Below are 26,393 nucleotides of genomic sequence, written 5' to 3'. Positions count from 1 at the left end.
TATTAAAAGTTATCGACATTTAAAATTACCCTAACTGACCGAAAATCTTTTATACTCAAGAAGCTATTATTAATTTTAATAATAGCTTCTTTCGTTTTTGCTAACGAGTGTTGTTTAGGAATTTTAACCAAAATATTTTTATGAAACTGATTTCTAATTCTAGCTATAGGCGGTGACTCTGGCCCCAATACATGTTCTTTAAAAAGCTGCCTTAATGATTTAGCGTACCAAATTGAAGCTGTTTCTACTCTATTATAATCCTTATGCTTTAAAGTGATTTTTATCTGTTTATAAACTGGCGGGTATTTAAAATTATACCGATCGTCCATTTGTTCCTTAAACATATCAATATAATTATTAGTAGATACTTGTTGTAATATATTATGATATGGGTTATAGGTTTGGATTAAAACCTTTCCTCGTTCCTCAGTTCGTCCTGCCCTACCCGATACTTGAAGCATCAATTGAAAACTACGTTCATGTGCCCTAAAATCAGGGAAGTTTAGCATATTATCAGCATTCATAATACCAACCAACTTTACATGCCTAAAATCCAACCCTTTGGTTAGCATTTGCGTTCCTACCAAAATATCAATTTCTTGTTGCTCTAAAGCTGTAATTATTTTTTCGTAACCATATTTGCCTCTAGTAGTATCTAAATCCATACGCGCTACTTTATGTTCAGGAAATAACAATTTTACTTCTTCTTCTATTTGCTCTGTACCAAAACCTTTATTATCTAAATCTTGACTTCCACAAGCTTCACAATCTTGCATCATAGCAGCATTATATCCACAATAATGACAACGCAGTTGATTTCTATATTGATGATACGTTAAACTCACATCACAATTTGGGCATTGCGGAGAATGACCACAGGTTTTACACTCTATAATAGGCGAAAATCCACGTCGGTTTTGAAACAATATAATCTGATTACCATCTTTTAAAGTTTCAGTCATTTCTTCAATAAGCCTATCACTAAAATGCCCTTTCATCCGTTTCTTCTTCAGCTTATCTTTAATATCAACCAACTCAATATCTGGCATTAACACATCGTTATAACGCTTTGTGATTTCAACAAAACCATACTTATTTTGTTTCGCATTAAAATAACTTTCCAAACTTGGTGTAGCTGAACCTAAAAGTGTTTTAGCTTGATGCATATATGCCAAAATAACAGCAGTATCTCTGGCATGATAACGTGGAGCAGGATCAAACTGCTTAAAGGATTGCTCGTGCTCTTCATCAACAATTATTAATCCTAGATTATTAAAAGGCAAAAATATAGATGAGCGCGCTCCTAATATTATTTTCGCTTTCGCGGAATTGTGCAGAACATTATTCCAAACTTCAACACGCTCATGAACTGAGTATTTTGAATGAAAAACGGCTACTTGTTCTCCGAAATAATTCTGAAGCCTTGTAATTAATTGAGTGGTTAGCGCTATTTCAGGAAGTAAATACAATACCTGTTTCCCTTCGTTTAATGTATCTTCAATTAACTTAACATATACTTCTGTTTTACCTGAAGACGTTACACCATGCAGCAAGGTAACTTGGTGTTTCTCAAAAGATGCTTTTATTTCGCCTAAAGCTGTTTTTTGATATTCATTTAATCGTTTTGAAGCTTCAGTATCTTCACCAGAATATTCTACTCTATCAGTTTGAATATGATACTCTTCCAAAACACCTTTATCTACTAATGCTTTTATAATGGATGCGGATGCACCACTTTCTTCTGATAAATCTTTAACTTTTACGGGCTTTTTCGTCTTAGCTGAAATAGAAAACAAAGTCATCACAACATCACGCTGCTTTGGTGCTCTACTCAATTCATCTAATAAACCATGAAGCGCCTTTTCTGAAGTAAAACTAGTGTGTAATTTAACATAGCGTACCAATTTAGGCTTATACTTTTCAAACACTTCTTCATCAACAGAAATAGCCTCTTTTTCAATAAGTCTTTTAATTACTGTAAGCACATTCTTCTTATCAAGAATATTAGAAATATCGTGAATTTTTAAATTTGATTGATGATGCAAAGCTTCATAAACCAAAAACTCATCATCCTTCAAAATTGATTCATCAATAGTTTTAACGCTATTTTTAGAAATTACAGTTTCACTTTCTAAAATAAAAGCACTTGGTAATGCCGCTCGCATAACATCTCCTAGCGTACACATGTAGTAACTTGAAATCCACTCCCAAAGCTGTAATTGAATTTGATTAACAATAGGTGTTTCATCTAAAATTTGTTGAATATCCTTGGCTTCATAAGCGGTAGGTGCATTATTATGAACATTATATACAATACCTGTGTAAATTTTAGATTTCCCAAATGGTACAGCAACACGCACACCTGGCTTTATAAAATTAGCCTCAGAATTGGTAATACTATAAGTGAATAATTTTTGAAGCGGAATTGGAATAATAACATCAATAAAGAAAGCCATAAGCTAAAAGTAATATTTTAAAATTATTCTTCCTTTTTTGGATATTTTCTTAAAAATTGAAGTGATGCATTAAGCTCATAACCTAACAATAGAATATTAGCATTAAGCCACAAATAAAATAATAAGATTAACAAGGCTCCAATTGAACCATAAAGCTTATTATACTGCCCGAAGTTTTCAATATACACACCAAACAAATACGATGTTAGCATTATTAATAAGGTCGTAAAAATGGCGCCAACAGAAAAGAATTTAGAATCGCGACCTTCTCTAGTACCAAAATAATATAAAGTTGCTGTTGCAATATAAACCATAACTACAAAAAATAAATACTGCACAATGTTTGGCCAAAACATATCATTTGAGTCTACCTGATACCCCCTACCTTCCAAAGCTTGCAGTAATTCTTTCACAACATAAATTTGAATATATCCTAAAACTATAATGGTAATAATGAGTAGAAAAGCCAAAATCAAAGCAATACTCAACGCATACAAATACTGTTTAAAAACGCTACGTGTTAATTGCTCATGATAGGAATTCTCAAAACCAGAAAACACCGCATTCACACCAAAAGCCATTAAAGCAATAGACAATACAAAAACAGAAGACAATAAGCCTCCACGTTGAGATTGGTCTATGTTTTCAAAAATATTTTCAAAGAAAAAATCGGATGTACTTGAAGGTAAAAAAGATTCTAAAAATTGTAAAAATTCTATTTTAAAATCGTCAATTGGCACATAAGGAATAATAATTAGCACAAATAATAAAAAGGGAAATATTGCAGTAAAAAAACTAAAAGCAATAGCACTTGCCCTAGTTGTTAATGCTCCTTTAACTATGCCTGTAATGTATAAAACTAATAAATCATAAAATGATAAACCTTCAAGACCTGGAAGCTTTAACTGTCGTAAAAAACGCACCAATATATTTATAATGGGGATTTTATCAAGTTTTTCATCAAGCGCCTTAGACATTAATAATTTGCATTTTTAATATTTATAGCAAAGTTATTAAATTAAAAAAGTAAAAAAGCAATAAGAAAAGAGTTAAATTATTTTATGGCTTTTAAACTTAAATCCATGTTATGCACAGAATGTGTTAACGCACCACAAGAAATATAGTTAACACCACACTCTGCATAATGTCTAATAGTAGTTTCGTTTATATTCCCTGAAGATTCAGTAAGGCATTTATCACCAATTAGCTTAACAGCTTTTCTAGTATCTTCATAATCAAAATTATCTAATAATATTCTAAAAACACCTTCATTCAATAAGATTTCCTGAACTTCAGATAAATCTCTGGCTTCAACCATTATTTGTAAATTTCTTCCGGTTTCTTTTAAGTAGTCTTTAGTCAATTCAATGGCTTTAGTTATACCTCCTGCAAAATCAATGTGGTTGTCTTTAAGCATTATCATATCATAAAGCGCAAACCTATGGTTATCACCACCACCAATTTTTACTGCCCATTTTTCTAAAACGCGAATACCTGGTGTTGTTTTTCTAGTATCTAGAATTCTTGTTTTTGTACCCTCTACTAAATTAACAAACATTCTAGTTTTAGTAGCAATAGCACTCATACGTTGCATAGCATTTAAAACAGTACGCTCTGCTTTTAATATAGATTGCGATGATCCTTCAACATACATTACAATATCTCCAAATGTTACTTCGCTTCCATCTTCAATTCTAACATCTAATTTTAAATTCTTATCTACGTGAGCAAACACCTTTTTAGCAAAATTCACACCACCAATAACGCCTTTATCTTTAACTAAAAGCTTCGCTTTTCCTCTTGCATTTGTTGGAATACAGGCTAACGAACTATGATCGCCATCACCAACATCCTCGCGAATAGCATTTTCAATAATCATCTTCACTTCTGTATCAAACTGCTCTTGTGTAATCATAATAAATCATTAGTTAGTTACAGCAAAAATAAGAAATAGATTCGCTAAAATAAATTTTACATTTACGAAATTTATAATTTTTTTTCTAATTAAATGTATTATTCATAAATATGAAACACTAATTTTGTTTTTATGACTATAGCACTAATCACTATTGGTAAGACTGATAACAAACAACTTACATCCTTAATTGATGATTATATTAAGCGTTTAGGGCATTACATTAAGTTTAACTTAGATGTAATTCCAGACATAAAAAAATCTAAAAATTTAAGTGAAGCACAACAAAAGCAGAAAGAAGGTGAACTTATTTTGAATAAAATAAAGCCAACAGACACTTTAATTCTACTTGATGAAAATGGGAAACAGTACGATTCCTTATTATTTTCATCTTACTTACAAAAGCACATGAACTCTGGCATAAAACGTTTAGTTTTTGTTATTGGTGGTCCATATGGCTTTTCTGATGAGGTATATAAAAAAGCAAATGGGAAAATATCATTATCAAAAATGACATTTTCCCATCAAATGATTCGTTTATTTTTTATTGAACAAGTTTATAGAGGCTTCACTATTTTAAGAAATGAGCCTTATCACCATCGTTAATGCGTTTTATAAACTTCTTTACGCTTTTTTAATTGACGCTCTAAATCACTTATAGTTTCTCTTACTGATACTTCAAAATTACGTTCGTTTGAAGTTGCAAAAATTCTTGGGCCTGGCAAGCTTAACTCTATATTACAAATTTTACCATCTTTATAATTTTTCTCATCTAATTTAAAGTGTACCGATGCACTTATTAAAAACTCATATCTGTTAAATAGTTTTTCTAATTTCTCTTTTGTGAAAGCAGAAAGAGTTTCGCTTACATCTACCCCTACATACTGAAAATTTACTGTCATATTCGTCTTCTTTTTAATGTTTAAATTCTATTCTAAGATACGAGTTTTATAAATAAAAAAAAGCAACAAAAATCATAAAATAAAGATAAATTTTTCTTTTAAAAAATTAAATAATCTCTATATCATTTAAAATCAAATAATAGTATTTTTGAAATCTTAAATATTTAATCCATGAAACTTGTTTTCGCTACAAATAATTTAAATAAACTTGAAGAAGTTCAAGCTTTAATTCCAGCAAGCATAAAATTATTAAGCTTAAAAGATATAGGGTGCTTTGAGGATATTCCAGAAACGCAAAGCACTATAGAAGGTAATGCTATCCAAAAAGCAAAATACATAAAAGAACATTATGCCTTTGATTGTTTTGCAGACGATACAGGTCTAGAAGTCGAGGCACTAAACGGTGCTCCTGGCGTATATTCTGCTCGCTATGCAGGAGAACAGCGAGATGACAACGATAATATGAATAAACTATTAAACGCGTTGACTAATAAAAAAAATCGCAGAGCTCAATTTAAAACTGTAATTGCACTTTATATTAATGATACTTTACAATCGTTTTCAGGAGTTTGTAAGGGGAAAATTACTAAAATCAAACAAGGAAAAAAAGGTTTTGGTTACGACCCCATTTTTAAACCAAATAACTTTAATGAAACATTTGCTGAAATGGATTTAAATATAAAAAACAGTATTGGACACCGAGGAAAAGCTGTTTCAGAATTGGTGAAATTTTTAAATTCTTAAGAACGAAAAAATTACTAATAAAAAAGTAAATTTCTGGTTGGCTGTTAATATTCTTTATGTTACTTTTAATCTATGACAGAGGAAGCAATAGAAATAGAAAACGCTGCCATTACAAGGGCCTACAAAGAACTACTAAAGGTAAGTTACACCACGCTTTCTACTGAAGACAAAAAACTTATTCGTAGTGCTTTTGAAGTGGCGTTAGATGGGCATAAAAACCAACGTAGAAAATCTGGCGAAGCTTATATTTTCCATCCGCTTGCTGTGGCAAAAATTGTAGCTCAAGAAATTGGTTTAGACGCTACCTCAATAGCTGCTGCCCTACTCCATGATGTGGTAGAAGATAGTCCGGACTATAAAATTAATGATATAGCTAAAAAATTTGGCAAAACTATCGCTACCATTGTTGATGGACTTACAAAAATATCTTCCTTAAGTAAGGAAAAAGATATGGACGTGTCCTTGCAAGCAGAGAATTTCCGTAAAATGCTTTTAACCCTTAATGATGATGTTAGGGTAATTATTATTAAAATTGCAGACAGGCTTCACAACATGCAAACTATGGACTCTATGCGTCCTGACAAGCAAATTAAAATTGCATCTGAGACCTTATATATTTATGCGCCATTAGCACACAGAATTGGGCTTTATAATATAAAAACTGAGTTAGAAGATTTAGGTTTAAAGTATACTGAACCTGATATTTACAATGATATTTTTGATAAAATAAAAGAAAGCAAAGAAGAACAAGATAATTACATTGCTTTATTCAGTGAGGTAATAGAAAATTCTCTTAATAAAGAAAACTTAAGATACACTATAAAAGGAAGGCCTAAATCAATTTTTTCAATTCGAAAAAAAATGGTAAACCAAGGGGTTTCCTTTGATGAAGTTTATGATAAATTTGCTGTACGTATCATTTACAAATGTGATTCTGACCCACAAAACGAAAAATTTTTAGCTTGGAAAATTTATTCTGTAGTAACAGATCATTTTAGACCAAACCCTATACGATTACGTGATTGGATTTCTTCACCTAAATCTACAGGGTACGAAGCGCTGCACATTACCGTTATGGGTCCAAAAGGCAGATGGGTAGAGGTTCAAATTAGAAGTGAGCGCATGAATGAAATTGCCGAAAAAGGTTATGCTGCACACTATAAATACAAACAAAATAACGAAAAAGAAGATAATTTAGAAAGTTGGATTAACAGGCTTCAAGAAGCTCTTGAAAATCCAGACATGAATGCTGTTGATTTTGTAGAACAATTTAAATTAAACCTATATTCAAAAGAAATATTTGTTTTTACACCTGGTGGCGATTTAAAATCTTTACCAAAAGGAGCTACCGCGCTAGATTTTGCTTTTAGTATTCATACAGAAGTTGGCATGAAAACGCGTGGTGCGAAAGTAAATGGCAAACTAGAACCTTTGAGTCATGAATTAAATAGTGGCGACCAAGTTGATATTATTACTTCAGAAAGTGTAAAACCTAATCCAAACTGGTTAGACTATACTACAACGGCACGTGCACGAAGCAAAATAAAATCGGCCTTAAAAGAAGACAAAAAACGTATTGGTGAAGATGGCAAGGAAATACTTCGTCGCAAATTAAAACAATTAAAAATTACACTTGATGAAAAAACCATTAACGGAATGGTTAACTATTTCAAGTTAAAAACAAGTCTCGATTTATTTTACAGGATTGGAATTGGTACTATCGATAATACCATGCTAAAAAGCTACGCTTCATCAAGAAGCAATGCTTTAATGAGTTTTATCAAGAATAAAATCAATAAAAAATCTACAATTAAAAAAGAGGAATTAGAAAAACAAGAAGTCACTTTAAAATATGATTCACTCGTTTTCGGTAAAGAGGAAGAAAAACTAGATTACAAATTATCTAATTGTTGTAATCCTATTCCTGGAGATAATGTTTTTGGGTTTTTAACAGTAAATGAAGGCATTAAAGTGCATAAAAAAAACTGTCCAAATGCAGTAAGTTTACAATCCAACTATGCATACAGAATAATGTTTGCAAAATGGGTAGATTCTACTCAGCAAGAGTTTTTAGTTAAAATAATTTTAACCGGAATTGATCATATTGGATTAGTAAACGATATTACTAAAATTGTTTCTGAAAACATGCATGTAAACATGAAAAGCATAAGTTTTGAAAGTAATCATGGTCTTTTTTCTGGAAAAATTGATGTTATAGTAAAAAATAATACTATTATAAAAAAGCTTTTAGAAAAACTTAAAAAAATTAATGGCATAGATAAGGTTAGAAGAATGTAAAAAAGCTTAAATTTGCGACGCAATTATGGACGAAAAGGCAGATTCAAAAAATCAAGAGATTGTTAAAAGTGTATTTACTAGCTTTTTAGAAAGCAACGGGCACCGAAAAACTCCCGAACGTTACGCCATACTACAAGAAATTTATAATAATACAGAACATTTTGATATAGAGTCTCTATATCTTAATATGAAAAATAAAAAATATCGTGTTTCTCGTGCTACGCTCTATAATACCATTGAATTACTTTTAGAATGTAAATTGGTTAGAAAACACCAATTTGGAAAAAACCAGGCGCACTATGAGAAGTCGTATTTTGACCGCCAGCATGACCACGTCATTCTTACTGATACTGGGGAAGTTATTGAATTTTGCGATCCAAGAATCCAATCTATAAAAAAAACCATCGAAGACATTTTCGATATCGAAATTAATAACCATTCACTCTATTTTTACGGAAATAGAAAATCAACAACCAATAACTAATTTTTTACAATGGCAGTAGATTTACTACTAGGACTACAATGGGGAGACGAAGGCAAAGGAAAAATTGTTGACGTACTAACCTCAAACTACAATATTATTGCACGTTTTCAAGGTGGACCAAATGCTGGACACACCTTAGTTTTTAATGGCAGAAAACATGTGCTACACACCATTCCATCAGGGATTTTTCATGACGATGCCACCAACTTAGTTGGTAACGGTGTAGTTATAGACCCTGTGATTTTTAAAGGTGAACTAGATAAATTAGAGGAGCAAGATGTTGATTATAGAAAATCATTAATGATTTCTAGAAAAGCACATATTATTTTACCAACCCATAGATTACTTGATGCGGCTAGTGAGGCTTCAAAAGGAAAAGCTAAAATTGGTTCTACTTTAAAAGGTATTGGACCAACTTACATGGATAAAACTGGAAGAAACGGTATTCGTGTTGGCGATTTAGAACTAAGCGATTGGAAAGAAAAGTATAGAGCCTTAGCTGATAAGCATGAATCTATGATTGCTTTTTATAATGTAGAAATTGAATATGATTTAAAAGAATTAGAAATTGAATTTTTCAAAGCTGTTAAAGTTTTAAAATCTTTAAAATTTATTGATTCTGAAGAATATATTTACCAGGCTCAAAAATCTGGACAAACCATTTTAGCTGAAGGTGCACAAGGATCATTATTAGATATTGATTTTGGAACATATCCATTTGTAACTTCAAGTAACACCACTGCAGCAGGAGCTTGTACTGGCTTAGGTGTTGCGCCAAACCAAATTGGTGAAGTGTTTGGGATTTTCAAGGCATATACAACTCGTGTAGGTTCTGGCCCATTCCCTACTGAGTTATTTGATGATGATGGAGCAACTATGGCCAAAGTTGGCAACGAATTTGGTGCCACTACAGGTCGCCCAAGACGTTGCGGTTGGTTAGATTTAGTAGCTTTAAAATATGCATGTCAAGTAAACGGAGTTACACAACTTATGATGATGAAAGGCGATGTACTTTCTGGTTTCAAAACATTAAAAGTGTGTACTGCATATAAATATAAAGGCGAAGTAATTGAACACTTACCATATAATATAGAACCTGAAAATGTGGAACCAATTTATACTGATTTTAATGGTTGGCAAGAAGATTTAACTGAAATGTCTGAAGCTTCTCAAATGCCAAAAGCGCTTAATGAGTATATCGAGTTTTTAGAAAAAGAATTAGAAATTCCTATTACTATAGTTTCTGTTGGTCCGGATAGGAAGCAGACTATTTTTAGGAAATAAAATTTCTATTTTAATATTAGATTATAAATAAAGACTACTTTTTAAGTAGTCTTTTTCTTTACATTTGTTTTATGAATGATTTGAATTTTAATATCTATAATTTAATTATCTTTTCTGGCATACTACAAGGGTTGATTTTTAGTATTGTTATTTTTTTTAATAAACATTACTCTTCAAAAACTAATAAATATATTGCTTTAACAGTATTAGTTTTATCACTAAGTAATTTACAATACTGGTTTTTAGATGTTGGTTTTAATGGTATTTTTTCTGTTTTTAATAAATTAAGAATTCCTTGTGATACTTTAATAGCTCCTTTTTTCTATTTATATGTAAACAGTTTCCTAAAAAATAAAAATAGAAACGAAATAATAATATTATTATCAATTCCTTTCTTTATTTCTTTAATAGTAAATATAGTCCTATATAGCAATACCTTCTCTACTAATACTATATTTAGAACTATCAATATAGTATTAGAAAATTTATCCTTCATATATAATTTAACTCTTATAATATTAATTCTTTATAAAATAAGAGTTTATGAAAGAAGGAATAAAACATATAATATTTTCAATGTTAGTGTTGAAACTAAATGGTTAAAAAACATTCTATATATAGGTGGGGCGATGTGTTTGTTTTGGTTTTTAGAAATTATATATATGCAAACAAAATATAATGCAGGCGGATTAGGTATATATTATCCTCTTTGGATAAGTATATCTTTTCTTATCTATTGGATATCTTATGTAGGAATATTAAAATCTAAAATACAGAAAGAAAGAGTGTTAATTAGAAATTCTATTATTAATACTATAATTCCAAAAAAAAACAAAACAAAATCCTAAAGGATTCTTAAAAATAGAAAATCATATTAAATCTAATAAAAATTATCTAAACCCTAATTTATCCTTAAAGATTCTTTCCAAAGAACTTAACCTAAGCGAAGGCTATATATCTCAACTTATAAATAAAAACTCAAATCTAAACTTCAATGATTATATCAATTCATTAAGAATTACTGATGCTAAAAATATGCTTGTTGATTCTGAATACAATAACTACACCATTTTAGCTATTGGTTTAGAATCAGGTTTTAATTCAAAATCTAGTTTTTATACCGCATTTAAAAAATTTACGGGAAAAACACCTGTTGAATACAAAAAAAGTGTCCGAAATCTTTAACTTTATATATACTGGACTTTATAAATATCTTGTTAATTTAATATTGTTTCATTAATTAATTTATACATCATATAAACATGAAACAACTATTTTTAAGAACTATTCTATTATTATTCGTTGCATTGTCTTTTACAAATTGTAATGACGAAGTTATTGTTAATGAGAATAACCAATTAAATAAATCAAATAACACATTACAGATTAGCAAAGTAACATTGGATGAAATACAACAGGATAGTAAATTACAATCTGCTTTAAACAAAATAAAAGAGCAATTTGATTATAACAAAAAGAGTAACCTATCATTAAAAACATCAGATAACTCAATTTCAATACTAACTGATGAAATTATTCATGTAAAAACAGATTCTACGGAGGCTTTTACTTTTAGAATAGATAAATTAACCCATCCTAAATCTTCCTTTGAAAATTTTATTATAGAAAAAAGAAACGATGATGAATATCGGTTCTTTATTTATAGATATAGTCAATCAAAACAAAAACATAAAGGAGAAAACATATATAATTTATCAAGAGATTTAGTTGAAAATGCCAACATAACTATAGTAACTCCAAACAACAATGCAAGTAAATATATGTATGATGAAGTCACAGATTGTCTTTATTGGTCATATACATCCAGCGATTGCAGTTGTGAAATTACTGAAATAGATACCTGTGGAGGAGGATCAATAGGAGGAGGATCTGGAGGCTCCACTTCCGGAACTGGCAGTTCTACTTCAGGTGGAGGTACTTCATCTGGTGGTAGTAGTAGCGGTACATCTAACGGCAGTAGGTCTACTGTTGGTCTTTTAACCCCATCTGAAACAGCCGTCTTTGATTCTATTGTAAATTGCTTAGAAGATGATTTAAGTAACGATGCTTTAGCTTGGCTACAAGCCAAAGATCAATTTGAAATATTACCAATTAGTAATTATTTAAATGATAATCGCTGTAGTGATGGAGCTAAAGAAAATATTAGAATTGCGATTGAGGGAGTGATTAGTGGTGAATCTTGGTCAAATTTATTTCCTGAAACACTGTCAAACCCCAAAATAACTGATATTGTAGACTATTTAAAATGTTTTGATTTAACAAAAAATGCTACTTTAAAAATATATGTTGACCAACCAAAAGCCAATTCCAGTAATACTTATAGATTTACATTTAATCCATTTGACCCAATTGATGTAGGTCATACTTTTATATCAATTAATCAAAGTGGTATTACCAGAACTATGGGTTATTATCCAACTCCTGGTACAATAGACCCAACAAATGGCGCTAATAGTTCTACAGCCATATTAAGAAATGATGGTAATCATGAATATGATGTTAGCCTAACGACTGATATAACCCCTTCACAATTATCTTCATTACATAATAAAATTACTAACTTTAATTCAACTTATGATTTAAATACCTATAATTGTACAGACTTCGGTATAAGTATTGGAAATTCGATAGGTTTAAATTTACCCGACACTTCTGGCACTTGGGACTATGGTGGAAACGGAAGTAATCCAGGGAATTTAGGTCAAGATATTAGAAATATGAGTCTAGGATCTGGTGTAACAAAAACTACAAGAAACGGCAATGCTCCAGCAAATACTGGAACTTGTCCTTAAAATTTTATAAATATGAAAAAAATAATTTTAGCATTAATTTTAGTGTCAAATATGGCTACATCCTGTTCTCAAGAGAAATTAATAATATCAAATGATGGGGTAGGAGAAATTAAATTAGGAGAACTCTTAATTGAAAAACCAGATATAAAAGGTTTAGAAATCATTACCAATAAGGATAATGTAATACAATTAATTAAACTAACCTCAAATAATTATAGAACAAAAGAAGGTTTTGGAGTAGGTTCTAATTTTAATCAAATAGAAAAAACTTACAAAAAAACAATGCGAAAATCTTTAGGTTCAACAAAAGGAAATATAATCATTGGAAATTTAGGTGAAATAATAGTATATGAAAATATATCATTTGTTGATAACAACAATGATAATAAAGTCGATACTGTTTGGGTTCAACAATTTGTAATTAATAAACATTAAATTCCATAATTTTATTAAAAAACGCTCCAAAACATTTTGGAGCGTTTTTTGTTTCAAAATACTTAAACATCATTTTAATCGTTATTTTTGCTACAAACATTTTTTTATTTTGAACAAACTACAAGCTCTACTTTTCATTCTCTTTTTTGGTTTTGTATCAACATTTAGTATTCATGGGCAATCCGCAAAAAAAATTAATATTGAATATGCCGGTAAATTAACTATTGATGAAGAAAATTATCCAGGCGCAAAAATCTTAACACGCGATGATGCTCAGCAGGTACATATAGAACATGGTGGGTCAAATATGTGGTGCGATAAAGCCATTCATTACAGTAAAGAAAATTTTATTGAAGCCTATGGTAATGTCATCTTAAAACAAGGTGACACCATTAATATGACTTCAAAATATATAGAATATAGTGGCATTACAGAATTTGCATTTGCAAGTGGAGATGTTGTTATGACTGACCCAAACTCAACCATTACTTCAGACACGCTCTATATGGATAGAAGTAGACAACAAGCGTATTATAAAAGTGGTGGTACTGTTGTAAAAGATTCTTCTGGCACTATCACTAGTAAAATTGGTAGATATTATATGAACACTAAAAAATATCGATTTCTTGAGGATGTTGTTTTGGTAAATGATGAATCTACAATTAATTCAGATTACTTCGATTTTTATTCTGACACTGGATACGCATACCTTTATGGGCCTTCAACCATAACAACAGAAACAAGTATAACTTATTGCGAAAAAGGGTTTTATGATACCGAAAACAAAGTGGGTTATGCACTTAAAAATGCTAAAATTGATTACGATAATCGTATTATTGAAGGAGATAGCTTATATTTTGATAATAATACCAGTTTTGCATCTGCAACTAACAATATAAAAGTTACTGATACTATTAACAAAAGCGTAGTAACAGGTCATTATGCTGAAGTATTCAAGGAAAAGGACTCTTTATTTATTACAAAACGCGCTTTAGCCATTACCGTTCAAGAAAAAGATTCGGTGTATATCCACGCAGATAAAATTATGGTAACAGGCAAATCAGAAAACCGAATTATAAAGGCATACTATAACGCAAAAATTTTTAAAACCGATTTAAGCGGAAAATCAGATTCCATACATTCTAACCAAAATACAGGAGTTACCAAACTATTAAATATTTCAACTCTATCTTCAGGTGATAAATTTTCGGTAAAACGAAAACCTATCCTTTGGAATTTTGAAAGCCAAATGACTGGAGATACCATTCATTTATTGTCAAATAAAGAAACAGAAAAAATAGACTCGCTTCTAGTATTTGAAAATGCCTTTATTATTAGCCAAGATACTATTAGTAAAACGGGATATAATCAAATAAATGGAAAAAGACTAGTAGGTTTATTTAATGATGAAAATAGATTAAAACAAGTTGATGTAACAAAAAATGCACAATCTATTTTCTATGCTAGAAATGACAAACAAGAACTTATAGGTATTGACAAATCAAAATCTGGAAGTATTACCATATTATTTGAAAACGGTGATATTGATGAATACACAAGGTATAATCAAGTTGATGGCGACCTATATCCAGAATCTAAGTTCCCTGAAAAACACAGATTTTTAAAAGGTTTTGATTGGCGAGAGGAAGAGCGCCCTAACAGTGTTGAAGATTTATTTAAAGATGACCCTCCTTTAGAATTACCAATTATTAAAGGCTTAGATGATTATATTCCTGAAGAAGATTTTGTTGATGAAGATTTGCTTAAACGTGCTAAAATAGCAGACGAAAAAACTCAAACGATTCAAAAAAACAAATCCAAAGCTTCCCGTAATTTCCCTAAATCAATTAAAAAAAGCATCAAGGATAAATCTTTAAAAAAGGGTGTTAGTCCCAAACAAAAGGAAGCTAAACAAATAACAAAAAAACCTGACTTAATTAAACAGATATAAATGAAGTCTGACTTCTTCAAGTATCAAGCACAAACAACACCACACCCATTGGCCTTGGAGATTTCTCATGCTAATGGTTCTTATATTTACGACAAAAATAATACAGCATACTTAGACTTTGTTGCTGGTGTTTCGGCTTGTCCGCTAGGGCATAATCACCCAAAAGTTGTAAGTGCCATAAAAAAACAACTAGACAGCTACATGCATGTTATGGTTTATGGAGAGTACATTCAAAAATCAGCTTTAGAACTTGCTAAGTTATTGGCAAATAATTTACCAAAATCTTTAGAAAAAACATACCTAACAAATTCTGGAACAGAAGCCATAGAAGGAGCTTTAAAATTAGCAAAACGTGCTACTGGGCGTAGCGAAATTATAGCAGCTCATAAAGCCTATCATGGAAATACTATGGGCGCCATGAGCGTTATGGGTTTTGAAGAGCGTAAGCAAGCTTTTAGACCACTTTTACCAAACATTAACTTTATTGAGTTTAATAGCGAAAAGGATTTAAAAAAAATCACCAAGAAAACAGCCTGTGTTATTCTAGAAACCATTCAAGGTGGCGCAGGGTTTATTGAACCAACTAAAGGTTATTTAGAAAAAGTAAGAGCAAGATGTACTAGCGTTGGCACACTTTTAATTTTAGATGAAATCCAACCCGGAATTGGACGTACTGGTAAACTTTTTGGATTTGAAAACTATAACTGTATTCCAGATATTTTAGTAACAGGAAAAGGTCTAGGAGGCGGTATGCCAATTGGCGCTTTTACAGCTTCAAGTAAGTTAATGGATTTACTACAAGTTCAACCCGCTTTAGGACACATTACTACTTTTGGAGGACATCCCGTTATTGCCGCTTCAGCATTAGCTACATTAAAAGAAATTACAGAAAGCAATTTAATGCAGAAAGTATTAGAAAAAGAACAACTATTCAAGACACTTCTAGTGCATCCACTAATATTGCAAATTAGAGGAAAAGGATTAATGCTTGCACTAATTACACCTTCCTCAGAAATAACAAATACTTTAATTTTAAGGTGCCAAGAAAAAGGTTTAATACTATTTTGGCTTCTTTTTGAACCTCGAGCAATACGAATAACACCGCCTTTAACGATTACAAATGATGAAATTACTATAGGATGTCAATTAATAATTGAAGTTTTAGATGAAATGTACAATCAGTAAATCATATTTAAAATACTGATAATCAAATTATAAGTTACAAACACCTATACAAACACTAGAAATGTTGATTACTTTGTTAAAAACATTTAATTAATCTCCCTCTAAAAAGCAAATAGAAGTTTAATTTTAATCAAACAGAAACTTTTAAATGCGCTTATGGAGTTTAGTCATGATGACAACAACAATTTGCCTCTTACCAAGTTTGAATCAATGCTAAAAACAAATCATGTTTTGTTTTTTGATTCTGAAGAATTTGAAAATATTATTCACCATTACCTAAATCAAGGTAAAATAGCTTTGGCTAAAAAAGCGATTAAATTAGGTTTAGACCAGCACCCAACTTCCATTAACTTAAGACTCTTTAAAGTAGAAGTTTTTGTTTTTGAAGACAAACTTTCTGAAGCTGATATACTACTAAATGAGTTATATAATATAGACCCTACCAATGAAGAAATATATATTCAAAAGGCAAATATATTTTCAAAAAAAGATGAACACGAACAGGCTATAAGTATTCTTAAACAGGCCATTCAGCTTACTAATGATTTTGTGGATTTGTATTCTCTTATTGGAATGGAATACCTGTTTCTTGATAAATATGAAGATGCTAAATCATATTTCATGAAATGCCTAGAAGCAGATGTAAATGATTATTCAGCACTCTACAATATTATTTACTGCTTCGAGTTTTTAAATCAAAATCAAGAGGCTATCACGTATTTAAATCAATTTTTAGATAAAAACCCATATTGTGAGGTAGCATGGCATCAATTAGGTAAACAATATTTTACTTTAAAAGATTTCAAGAAAGCATTAACTGCTTATGATTTTGCTATTATTTCTGATGACACTTTTGTTGGCGCTTACCTAGAGCGAGGTAAAGTTTTAGAACAACTTAAGCGTTATGAGGATGCTATAGAAAATTATACTATTACTTTAAAATTAGATGAGCCTACTTCTTTTGCATTGTTACGCATAGGAACCTGCTATGAAAAACTAGACAAAGAAGATTTAGCAATTCAATATTACGATAGAACTGTTCATGAAGACCCATTGTTAGATAAAGGTTGGATTGCAATCACAAAATTTTATAATAAAAAAAATGATTACAAAAAGGCATTGTTTTTTATAAACAAAGCGCTTAATATTGATTCTGAAAATGTTATCTATTGGAAACTATACTCGCAAATAAATCAGCGTTTAAAATTATATGAAGAAGCTGAACGTGGGTATAAAAAAACTATAGAACTAGGTAACTATGAGTTAAACACATGGCTTTCTCGAGGAGATTTATTAATTAAACTAGGCGAACCACAAGCTGCAATATTTAATTTTGAGCAAGCTATAGAATTCTATCCTGAAAATGCCGAATTGGAATACCGTTTAGCAGGGTTATATTTTGTTTTAAAAGAAAATGACAAAGGCATTTTTTATCTTAAAAACGGACTCAATCATAATGAAGATTATGCTTTCATTATTGAAGAACTTTTCCCTAAAGTTTCTAACAAACTTCAAATAAAAAATATAATTAATCAAACCCTTAAATAAAGTTTTCATAGAGTTATATTATTTTTTTTTAATAACCAATTGTATACCTTTGATTTTAAATAAAATCAAAGTATGCGAAGACAGTTAAAAGATTACCTAATTATTTCGTTTAAAGGATTAGCCATGGGAGCTGCAGATGCCGTCCCTGGAGTTTCTGGAGGTACTATCGCTTTTATTTCTGGTATTTACGAAGAACTTATATCTACAATTAGTAACGTAAATGGGGCGCTATTTAAAACCCTTTTTAATAAAGGTCTTAAAGCATTTTGGCAGCAAGCAAATGGAAATTTCCTATTAGCACTTCTCTCTGGTGTAATAATCAGCTTTGTGTCTTTTATGAAGCTTGCTAAATATTTACTTGAGCACCACCCTGTTTTAATATGGTCGTTCTTTTTTGGCCTTATCATAGCTAGTATTTACTTTGTTGGAAAACAAATTACAAAATGGAATCTTGTTTCAATATTGGCTTTAATTATTGGAGCTGCAATTGCTTTTTATATAAGTAAACTACCATCATTAGGCACTAATGACAATCCATGGTTTTTATTTCTGGCAGGAGCTATAGCTATCTGCGCTATGATTTTACCAGGTATTTCAGGCTCTTTTATACTAATTATTCTAGGTGCATATAAAACGCTTAGTGATGCCATTCATGATATTGACATAAAAAAAATAATCATTTTTGGGTTTGGAGCTGTTGTTGGACTTTTAAGCTTTAGTCACGTTTTAAAATGGCTTTTTAAACATTATCACAATATCACACTAGCCCTTTTAACTGGGTTTATTTTTGGTTCATTAAACAAAGTATGGCCATGGAAAAATACAATAACATGGCACACAAATTCAAAGGGAATAAAATCTCCTTTATTACAGGAAAGTATTAGTCCTTTGTCCTTTGAAGGGAATAATCAACTTACATTAGCCATAGTACTTATGATTTTAGGTTTTTTAACAATTTTTATTCTTGAACGTTTGGGCTCTAAAAAATAATAATGGAAAGTACCAGAACACTTACAGGTAAGTTATTTCTAATTTTAAAAGGATTAGGAATGGGTGCTGCTAATAAAGTACCTGGTGTTTCTGGCGGTGTTGTAGCATTTGTTGCTGGCTTTTATGAAGAATTTATTTATTCTCTAAAAAAAGTTAATTCTAAAGCCTTTAAACTTCTCATAAACGGGCGATTTAATAGCTTTTACAGGTATATAAACGGGCGTTTTTTAGGTTTGCTTTTCTTAGGAATGATTGTAAGCTATTTTAGTATTTCAAAAGTTTTAGACTATCTTATTAAGCATTATGAACTCTATATTTGGAGTGTGTTTTTTGGAATGATTGTAGGCTCAATTTATTATATCAATAAAGATTTTAAAGACTGGAATTATAAAACCTATACTTCGCTTGCTATTGGTATTTTACTCGGACTCGGAATTAGTTTTTTAAACCCAGCAAAAGAAAACGACAACCTTTGGTTTGTTTTTTTCTGTGGAATAATTAGTGTTTCTGGCATGACTTTACCTGGTTTTTCAGGTTCTTTTATTCTTATTCTTTTAGGTAATTATGTACTGCTTTTAGTTGACTCTGTAAATGCATTATACGATACATTTTCTGAAGTCATCACTGGAAATTTTAGCTTTATTGAAAATAATGAGCGCTTAAGAATGTTAAAGGTTTTAGTGGTTTTTACCATAGGTTCAGTTGTTGGTTTAGTAACATTCTCGCATGTATTAAGTTACATATTAAAACGCTTTAAAAGCATAACACTTTCAACTATTATAGGCTTCATAATAGGTTCATTAGGCGTTGTTTGGCCATGGAAAGAAACCATTTATAAATTAGGTGAAACCGGAAGTTTTCTATTGGACTCAAGAAATGAAAAAATTATAGAGAATTACCAGCGTTTCATTCCAGATTTAAACACCCAAACTTATTACGCTATTTGTTTTATTATTTTAGGAATAGTCATAGTTTTGGCATTAGAATGGTACGGACAAAAAACTAGAAAAGCAACATGAACAAACTAGGTTTATTAGGTAAAAATATATCATATTCATTTTCAAGGTCATACTTCAAAAAGAAGTTTGAAAATGAAAATATTAAGAATATTTCTTATGAAAATTTTGATATTGAAAACATTGATTTGTTTCCTTCAATTATAGAAAATACGGAAGGCATAAAAGGTCTTAATGTTACCATTCCATACAAAGAACAAGTCATTCCGTTTCTCGATAAAATTAATAAAAAAGCGAAGGCTATTGGAGCTGTAAATACAATCAAGATTACAAAAAAAGGAAAACTAGTAGGTTACAATACTGATTATTATGGGTTTAAAAACACACTTAAACCATATATTGAGCCGCAGCATAAAAAGGCCTTAATATTAGGTACTGGGGGTGCTAGTAAAGCTATTGCATATGCACTTAGCAAAATGGGTATAGATTATCAATACGTATCAAGAACGTTAAAAGAAGGGATAGGCTTTTCGTATGATACGTTAAACGAAAAAGATATAAATGACCACCAAATTATTATTAATTGCACACCTTTAGGAACGTTTCCTAATATCGAGGAATGTCCTAAAATTCCTTATAGTGCAATAAATGAAAACCATATTCTCTTTGATTTAATATACAATCCCGAGGAAACCAAATTTTTGCAACAAGGCAAAAAAAATGGAGCAACAATAATTAATGGATTAAACATGTTAAGACTTCAGGCAGAAAAGTCTTGGTCTATTTGGGATATTAAATAAAACAGTTCATACTGCTTTGTAAATACTATACTTGTTAGTATCTTTAATGTCGAAAGTAATTTTGACGAACCTTAACATTTTTAAAAATGTCTGATATTAATAAACCTCAAGAAATAGATGGAGTTGAAGAAAATAACTCTGAAGATAGCACCATCGAATTAAATGAAAATCAAAACGTTGAAGCCACTCCTAGTGATGTTACCGAATCTACTGTACCTAATCAAGCTATAGAAGACGAGAGTATTAAGAGTGATGACGTTGTTGAAGAGCAAGACGAGGTAATTAATGAAATTGAAGACTCAAATGCTGAAGATGCAGAAGACGAAGGCAATAAAGACAGGCATACAATTGAGGTTAAAGAGTACGATACTATGTCGTTAGAAGCTTTAGCTATTGAGCTAGAAAAGCTTATAGAGAAAGAAAAGGTACAAGCTATTAAATCTCACGTTGATAATATAAATTCTGAATTTAAAACAAAATTTCAGGCTTTAATTGATGAAAAGAAAGAAGATTTTATAAATGATGGCGGAAACATAATAGACTTCTACTACTCTTCTCCCGTTCAAAAAAGATATAAGGAAGCTTATAGACAATATCGCAAAAAGGTAAATGAACATTATCAAAGTTTAGAAAAAAACTTAAAACAAAATTTAGCTGATAAACTTGAGATTATTGAAGAGTTGAAAGGGCTAATTAATGTTGAAGAAAATATTAATACAACATACAAACACTTTAAAGAATTACAAGAACGCTGGAGAAACACAGGCCCTATACCAAGAGACAAGTATAATAACGCCTGGAATAGCTACCACCATCATGTAGAACGATTCTATGATTTTTTAAACATTAATAGAGAGTTACGTGACTTAGATTTTAAGCACAATCTCGAAAAAAAATTATTAATTATTGAGCGCGCTGAAGAATTAGCAAATGGAGATGATGCCATGCGTGCTTTTAGAGAGTTACAAGAACTTCACAAAATGTGGAAGGAAGAACTTGGCCCAGTTTCTAGAGAACATCGCGAAAGTATTTGGGAACGTTTTAAAACTGCCACAAAAACTATTAATGATAAGCGTCAAGTTTATTATAAAGAAATTGACAAAGTTTACGAAAAAAACCTAGAGCATAAACTAGAGATTATTTCAAAAATTGAAGACATAGCTACTCAAGACACGCAATCGCATAGTGCTTTACAGAAAAAAATTAAATATGTTGAGGAACTAAGAGAAGCATTTTTTAGTGCGGGAAAAGTACCTTTAAAAGTTAATGAAGCAACTTGGGCAAAATTTAAGGACGCAGTTAGAACTTTTAATAGAAAGAAGAACGCATTTTACAAAGACCTTAAAAAAGATCAATTCAAAAACCTACAACTTAAACTTGATTTAATAAAAGTAGCAGAAGACAATAAAGACAGTGACGATTTTGAAACCGTTACACCTTTAATGAAAAAAATTCAAAGTGATTGGAAAAGAATTGGTCATGTTCCAAGGAAAGATAGCGATAAAATCTGGAAACGTTTTAAAGCGGCTTGTAATGGCTATTTTGATAGAATACACGCCAAGCGAAATGCGGCTAGTGAAGAACAAGTTGAAGCTTACAACAAAAAGAACGAGTTCTTAAAAAGCTTAAAAGATTTAGAACTCCCGAAAGATAAAGAAAAAGGTGTTGAAACCATAAAAGAGCATATTAAACAATGGCAAATCTTAGGGCGAGTTCCTAATGATAAACGCTATATTGATGGTAAGTTTCAGAAAACTATAGATAGTTTACTTAATGGATTGAATCTCGACAAAACCGAGGCTGAAATGATTAAGTATGAAAATAAACTGGATAGTCTTCATAATCCTGATGACACAAGAAACCTTGATAACGAGCGTAATTTTATTCGTAAGAAGATTGACGAAGTTAAAGGACAAATCAATCAACTTGAAAATAACTTACAGTTTTTCACTAATGTAGATGAAGAAAATCCACTTGTTAAAGAAGTACATACTAATATTAAAAAACATAAAGAAGCTTTAGATCTATGGAAAGCTAAGCTTCAAAAAATTAAAGGGTTTTATTAGTTAGTTGTTAGTTGTTAGTTGTTAGTTGTTAGTTGTTAGTTGTTAGTTGTTAGTTGTTAGTTGTTAGTTGTTAGTTGAAAATAGTAAACTGAGACTGTAAACTATAACTTCTTAGCTTCTTCCCAAAACACATCCATTTCAGCAAGTGTCATGTCTTTAAGTGGTTTGTTTAATGCTTTAGCTTTACTTTCTAGATACTGGAAACGTTTTGAGAATTTTTTATTAGTACGTTCTAATGCATTTTCTGGGTTTATGTTTAAAAAGCGAGCATAGTTTACCATAGAGAAAATAACATCACCAAATTCACTTTCCATTTTATCTTTATTACCAGATTGTACTTCAGCTTTAAATTCGTTTATCTCCTCCTCTACTTTTTCCCAAACTTGATTTGGTGCTTCCCAATCAAAACCAACACCAGCAACTTTTTCTTGAATTCTGTTGGCTTTTACTAAAGCTGGTAAACTTTTTGGAACACCTTCTAACACACTTGTTTTACCTTCTTTAAGCTTTAGGTTTTCCCAATTACGTTTTACATCGTCTTCATTTTCAACTTTTACATCGCTGTAAATGTGTGGATGCCTATTTATTAGTTTTTCGCAAATGCTGTTACATACATCGGCGATATCAAAATCTTTGGTTTCGCTTCCTATTTTTGCATAGAAAACTATGTGTAATAACACATCGCCTAATTCTTTTTTAACTTCTTTTAAGTCTTTATCCAGAATGGCATCTCCAAGCTCATAAGTTTCTTCTATGGTTAAGTGGCGCAAGGTTTCCATAGTTTGCTTTTTATCCCACGGACATTGCGCGCGCAACTCGTCCATAATAGTTAATAATCTATCAAAAGCTTTTAACTGGTCTTGTCTGGAGTTCATTTTTTTGAAGTTTTTTCAAAAATACGGTTTTGATGTTTTGGATTAAAGGTAATATGTCTAATAATTGTTCCTAGTAGTGATATTTTGTATTTCTTGACTTTATCAGAAAAATTGACTAACTTCTTTTAATACTATAACCTAGTAAATAAGTGCGTTAGGGATTGCAGTGGCATCCTTTTTAAAAAATAGATAGTAATAAATTGGCTTTAAAGTAACCAATAAACAGATAGCCACGTCGCTCACTCCTCGCTATGACGTTTTAAAAAGATATAACGGAAAGCCCGACCCTTTTTAGGGTAACGCCCAAAAAATCTTAAATATAAAAAAAGACCTGTCAGGTTTTAAAAACCTGACAGGTCTGTGTAAGCTATTTGATATGTAATTATGCGTTTTGCTTCTTAATTAAATTAAGCGCTGAACCTTCGTTATACCATGCTATTTGTGCATTGTTATAGGTGTGGTTCAATTTGATGGTATCTGTTGATCCGTCTTCATGAACTGCTTCTAGGGTTAACTGTTTTCCTGGTGCAAATTCATTTAAATCTGTAAAATTGAAGGTATCGTTTTCTTGGATTAAATCGTAATCGCTTTCGTTAGCAAAGGTTAAACCTAACATCCCTTGTTTTTTAAGGTTTGTTTCGTGAATACGGGCAAAAGATTTTACAATAACCGCAGCGACACCTAAATGGCGTGGTTGCATGGCAGCATGTTCTCTAGATGAGCCTTCGCCATAGTTATGGTCTCCAACTACAATGGTTTTGATGCCTACAGCTTTATATGCTCTAGCCGTATCTGGAACGCCTCCGAATTCTCCTGTTATTTGGTTTTTAACAAAATTAGTTTTCTTACCAAAGGCATTTACTGCGCCAATTAAGGTATTGTTTGCAATGTTATCTAGATGCCCTCGAAAACGTAACCAAGGACCTGCCATAGAAATATGATCAGTAGTACATTTTCCGAATGCTTTGATTAATAGTTTTGCGCCTGTAATAGAATTTCCGATAGGTTCGAAAGGTGTTAATAATTGTAAACGCTCTGAATCGTCTTTTACTGAAACTTGAACATGGCTACCATCTGCTTCGGGTGCTAAATAGCCGTTATCGTCTACGGCGAAACCTTTTGGTGGTAATTCCCATCCTGTTGGCTCATCGAACATGACTTCTTGCCCGTCTTCGTTGATTAACTTATCGGTTAACGGATTGAAATCTAAACGTCCAGCAACCGCTATAGCAGCTGTTAATTCTGGTGACGCTACGAATGCGTGGGTATTTGGATTGCCATCCGCACGTTTTGCAAAGTTTCTGTTGAAAGAATGAACTATACTATTTTTTGGCGCATTTTTAGGATCTGAATACCTTGCCCATTGTCCAATACATGGTCCGCAGGCATTGGTGAATATTTTTGCGTCTAGGTTTTCAAAAATCCCTAGAATACCATCACGTTCTGCTGTGTAGCGTACTTGCTCTGAACCTGGATTAATTCCTAATTCGGCTTTCATTTTCAAACCTTTATCTAAAGCTTGTTGCGCAATAGATGATGCTCTTGATAAATCTTCATAAGATGAATTTGTACAAGACCCTATTAATCCCCATTCTACTTTTAAAGGCCACTCGTTTGAAGTTGCTTTTTCAGTCATGGCTTTACCAACTGTTGTTGACAAATCTGGAGTGAAAGGGCCGTTTAGTAATGGCCCTAATTCTGATAGATTGATTTCTATAACTTGATCAAAATACTGTTCTGGATTAGCATAAACCTCAGCATCAGCCGTTAAGTGTTGTTTTACTGTATTTGCAGCATCGGCGACATCTGCTCTATCTGTAGCACGTAAATAGCGTTCCATAGAGTCATCATATCCAAAAGTAGATGTTGTTGCTCCTATTTCAGCTCCCATGTTACAAATGGTTCCTTTTCCTGTACAAGACATAGATGTTGCTCCAGGCCCAAAATATTCAACAATAGCCCCTGTTCCTCCTTTTACCGTTAAAATTTCGGCTACTTTTAAAATAACATCTTTAGGCGCTGTCCAACCCGATAATTTTCCAGTTAACCTAACACCAATTAATTTTGGAAACTTTAATTCCCATGCCATGCCAGCCATAACATCTACCGCATCAGCACCGCCCACGCCTATAGCTACCATTCCTAAACCTCCGGCATTAACCGTGTGAGAATCGGTACCAATCATCATTCCTCCGGGGAATGCATAATTTTCTAAAACTACTTGATGTATAATGCCTGCACCTGGTTTCCAGAAACCAATTCCGTATTTATTAGACACTGACTCTAAGAAATTAAAAACTTCACTACTTACATTATTAGCGTGTTTTAAATCTGTTGCCGCACCTTCTTTAGCTTGTATTAAGTGATCGCAATGTACCGTTGTTGGTACTGCAACCTCTGTTTTTCCAGCTTGCATAAATTGTAATAATGCCATTTGCGCTGTAGCATCTTGACACGCAATTCTGTCTGGTGCAAAATCTACATAATTCTTTCCTCTAGTAAAAGCCTCGGTAGGCTCGCCATCCCAAAGATGAGAATATAAAATCTTTTCTGATAGTGTTAGTGGTTTCCCTACAATCTTACGTGCTTTATCTACACGTTCAGCCATTTTGGTGTAAACACCTTTTATCATGTTAATGTCAAATGCCATAGTATATTTTTTAGTTTTTTTAAGTAACCTAAGATACGAAA

General features: G+C 31.5%; 22 protein-coding genes. 16 read left to right on the top strand and 6 right to left on the bottom strand.

What is annotated here, in order from left to right:
* Positions 1-2 precede the first annotated feature (2 nt).
* The 3 genes from priA to nadC form a co-directional block, all read right to left on the bottom strand.
* Positions 3-2,456, bottom strand: coding sequence for a primosomal protein N' (priA, locus tag Q0870_RS13660; RefSeq protein WP_298556241.1), 2,454 nt, complete (start codon positions 2,454-2,456; stop codon positions 3-5).
* A 23-nt stretch (positions 2,457-2,479) separates the two neighbouring features.
* On the bottom strand, positions 2,480-3,433 hold the full coding sequence (locus Q0870_RS13655) for a YihY/virulence factor BrkB family protein (protein WP_298556240.1): 954 nt from the start codon (positions 3,431-3,433) through the stop codon (positions 2,480-2,482).
* Between the two features lie 77 nt (positions 3,434-3,510).
* Positions 3,511-4,371, bottom strand: a complete 861-nt coding sequence (nadC, locus tag Q0870_RS13650) for a carboxylating nicotinate-nucleotide diphosphorylase (protein ID WP_298556238.1) — start codon at positions 4,369-4,371, stop codon at positions 3,511-3,513.
* A 132-nt stretch (positions 4,372-4,503) separates the two neighbouring features.
* On the opposite strand from nadC, the gene rlmH reads away from it, so the two are divergent.
* Complete coding sequence (gene rlmH / locus Q0870_RS13645) at positions 4,504-4,977, top strand: 23S rRNA (pseudouridine(1915)-N(3))-methyltransferase RlmH (RefSeq protein ID WP_298556236.1); 474 nt, start codon at positions 4,504-4,506, stop codon at positions 4,975-4,977.
* Here rlmH and raiA read toward each other — a convergent pair.
* The gene (gene raiA / locus Q0870_RS13640; RefSeq protein ID WP_298556234.1) at positions 4,974-5,273 is read right to left on the bottom strand and encodes a ribosome-associated translation inhibitor RaiA; all 300 of its coding nucleotides are present in this window, start codon (positions 5,271-5,273) and stop codon (positions 4,974-4,976) included. The genes rlmH and raiA overlap by 4 nt on opposite strands.
* A 171-nt stretch (positions 5,274-5,444) precedes the next feature.
* Between raiA and Q0870_RS13635 the strand changes: the two genes are divergently transcribed.
* From Q0870_RS13635 to Q0870_RS13565, 15 genes are all read left to right on the top strand, one after another.
* Entirely contained in the window at positions 5,445-6,017 is a 573-nt protein-coding gene (locus tag Q0870_RS13635; RefSeq protein ID WP_298556232.1) for a non-canonical purine NTP diphosphatase, read from the top strand.
* A gap of 72 nt (positions 6,018-6,089) precedes the next feature.
* Entirely contained in the window at positions 6,090-8,315 is a 2,226-nt protein-coding gene (locus tag Q0870_RS13630) for a RelA/SpoT family protein (RefSeq protein ID WP_298556230.1), read from the top strand.
* Between the two features lie 25 nt (positions 8,316-8,340).
* Positions 8,341-8,799: a transcriptional repressor gene (locus tag Q0870_RS13625; protein WP_298556228.1), complete on the top strand. Its 459-nt coding sequence runs from the start codon at positions 8,341-8,343 to the stop codon at positions 8,797-8,799.
* 9 nt (positions 8,800-8,808) lie between these two features.
* Positions 8,809-10,083: an adenylosuccinate synthase gene (locus Q0870_RS13620; protein WP_298556226.1), complete on the top strand. Its 1,275-nt coding sequence runs from the start codon at positions 8,809-8,811 to the stop codon at positions 10,081-10,083.
* A 71-nt stretch (positions 10,084-10,154) separates the two neighbouring features.
* Entirely contained in the window at positions 10,155-10,931 is a 777-nt protein-coding gene (locus Q0870_RS13615; protein ID WP_298556224.1) for a hypothetical protein, read from the top strand.
* Between the two features lie 13 nt (positions 10,932-10,944).
* A complete protein-coding gene (locus Q0870_RS13610) occupies positions 10,945-11,268 on the top strand; it encodes a helix-turn-helix domain-containing protein (RefSeq protein ID WP_363317970.1) in 324 nt (107 codons plus the stop codon).
* Between the two features lie 77 nt (positions 11,269-11,345).
* On the top strand, positions 11,346-12,896 hold the full coding sequence (locus Q0870_RS13605) for a hypothetical protein (protein ID WP_298556222.1): 1,551 nt from the start codon (positions 11,346-11,348) through the stop codon (positions 12,894-12,896).
* 12 nt (positions 12,897-12,908) lie between these two features.
* On the top strand, positions 12,909-13,331 hold the full coding sequence (locus Q0870_RS13600; RefSeq protein ID WP_298556220.1) for a hypothetical protein: 423 nt from the start codon (positions 12,909-12,911) through the stop codon (positions 13,329-13,331).
* Between the two features lie 109 nt (positions 13,332-13,440).
* Positions 13,441-15,282: an OstA-like protein gene (locus Q0870_RS13595; protein ID WP_298556218.1), complete on the top strand. Its 1,842-nt coding sequence runs from the start codon at positions 13,441-13,443 to the stop codon at positions 15,280-15,282.
* The gene (locus Q0870_RS13590; RefSeq protein ID WP_298556216.1) at positions 15,283-16,467 is read left to right on the top strand and encodes an aspartate aminotransferase family protein; all 1,185 of its coding nucleotides are present in this window, start codon (positions 15,283-15,285) and stop codon (positions 16,465-16,467) included.
* 156 nt (positions 16,468-16,623) lie between these two features.
* On the top strand, positions 16,624-18,015 hold the full coding sequence (locus Q0870_RS13585; RefSeq protein ID WP_298556214.1) for a tetratricopeptide repeat protein: 1,392 nt from the start codon (positions 16,624-16,626) through the stop codon (positions 18,013-18,015).
* A gap of 72 nt (positions 18,016-18,087) precedes the next feature.
* Positions 18,088-19,005 carry a DUF368 domain-containing protein gene (locus Q0870_RS13580; protein ID WP_298556212.1) on the top strand — a complete coding sequence of 306 codons (918 nt, stop codon included), beginning with the start codon at positions 18,088-18,090 and terminating at the stop codon, positions 19,003-19,005.
* A gap of 2 nt (positions 19,006-19,007) precedes the next feature.
* Positions 19,008-20,024 carry a DUF368 domain-containing protein gene (locus Q0870_RS13575; RefSeq protein WP_298556210.1) on the top strand — a complete coding sequence of 339 codons (1,017 nt, stop codon included), beginning with the start codon at positions 19,008-19,010 and terminating at the stop codon, positions 20,022-20,024.
* Positions 20,021-20,761 (top strand): shikimate dehydrogenase, encoded by a 741-nt coding sequence (locus tag Q0870_RS13570; protein WP_298556207.1) that lies wholly within the window; start codon positions 20,021-20,023, stop codon positions 20,759-20,761. The genes Q0870_RS13575 and Q0870_RS13570 overlap by 4 nt, the downstream gene beginning before the upstream one ends.
* An 86-nt stretch (positions 20,762-20,847) precedes the next feature.
* Entirely contained in the window at positions 20,848-22,827 is a 1,980-nt protein-coding gene (locus tag Q0870_RS13565) for a DUF349 domain-containing protein (RefSeq protein ID WP_298556205.1), read from the top strand.
* Between the two features lie 101 nt (positions 22,828-22,928).
* On the opposite strand, the gene mazG is transcribed toward Q0870_RS13565, so the two are convergent.
* Positions 22,929-23,702 carry a nucleoside triphosphate pyrophosphohydrolase gene (gene mazG, locus Q0870_RS13560; RefSeq protein ID WP_298556204.1) on the bottom strand — a complete coding sequence of 258 codons (774 nt, stop codon included), beginning with the start codon at positions 23,700-23,702 and terminating at the stop codon, positions 22,929-22,931.
* 382 nt (positions 23,703-24,084) lie between these two features.
* Positions 24,085-26,352, bottom strand: coding sequence for an aconitate hydratase (locus tag Q0870_RS13555; RefSeq protein WP_298556201.1), 2,268 nt, complete (start codon positions 26,350-26,352; stop codon positions 24,085-24,087).
* Positions 26,353-26,393: the final 41 nt, after the last annotated feature.

Source organism: uncultured Algibacter sp., assembly GCF_947487575.1.
Classification (GTDB): domain Bacteria; phylum Bacteroidota; class Bacteroidia; order Flavobacteriales; family Flavobacteriaceae; genus Algibacter_B.
This window is presented reverse-complemented; position numbering and strand designations above follow the sequence as displayed.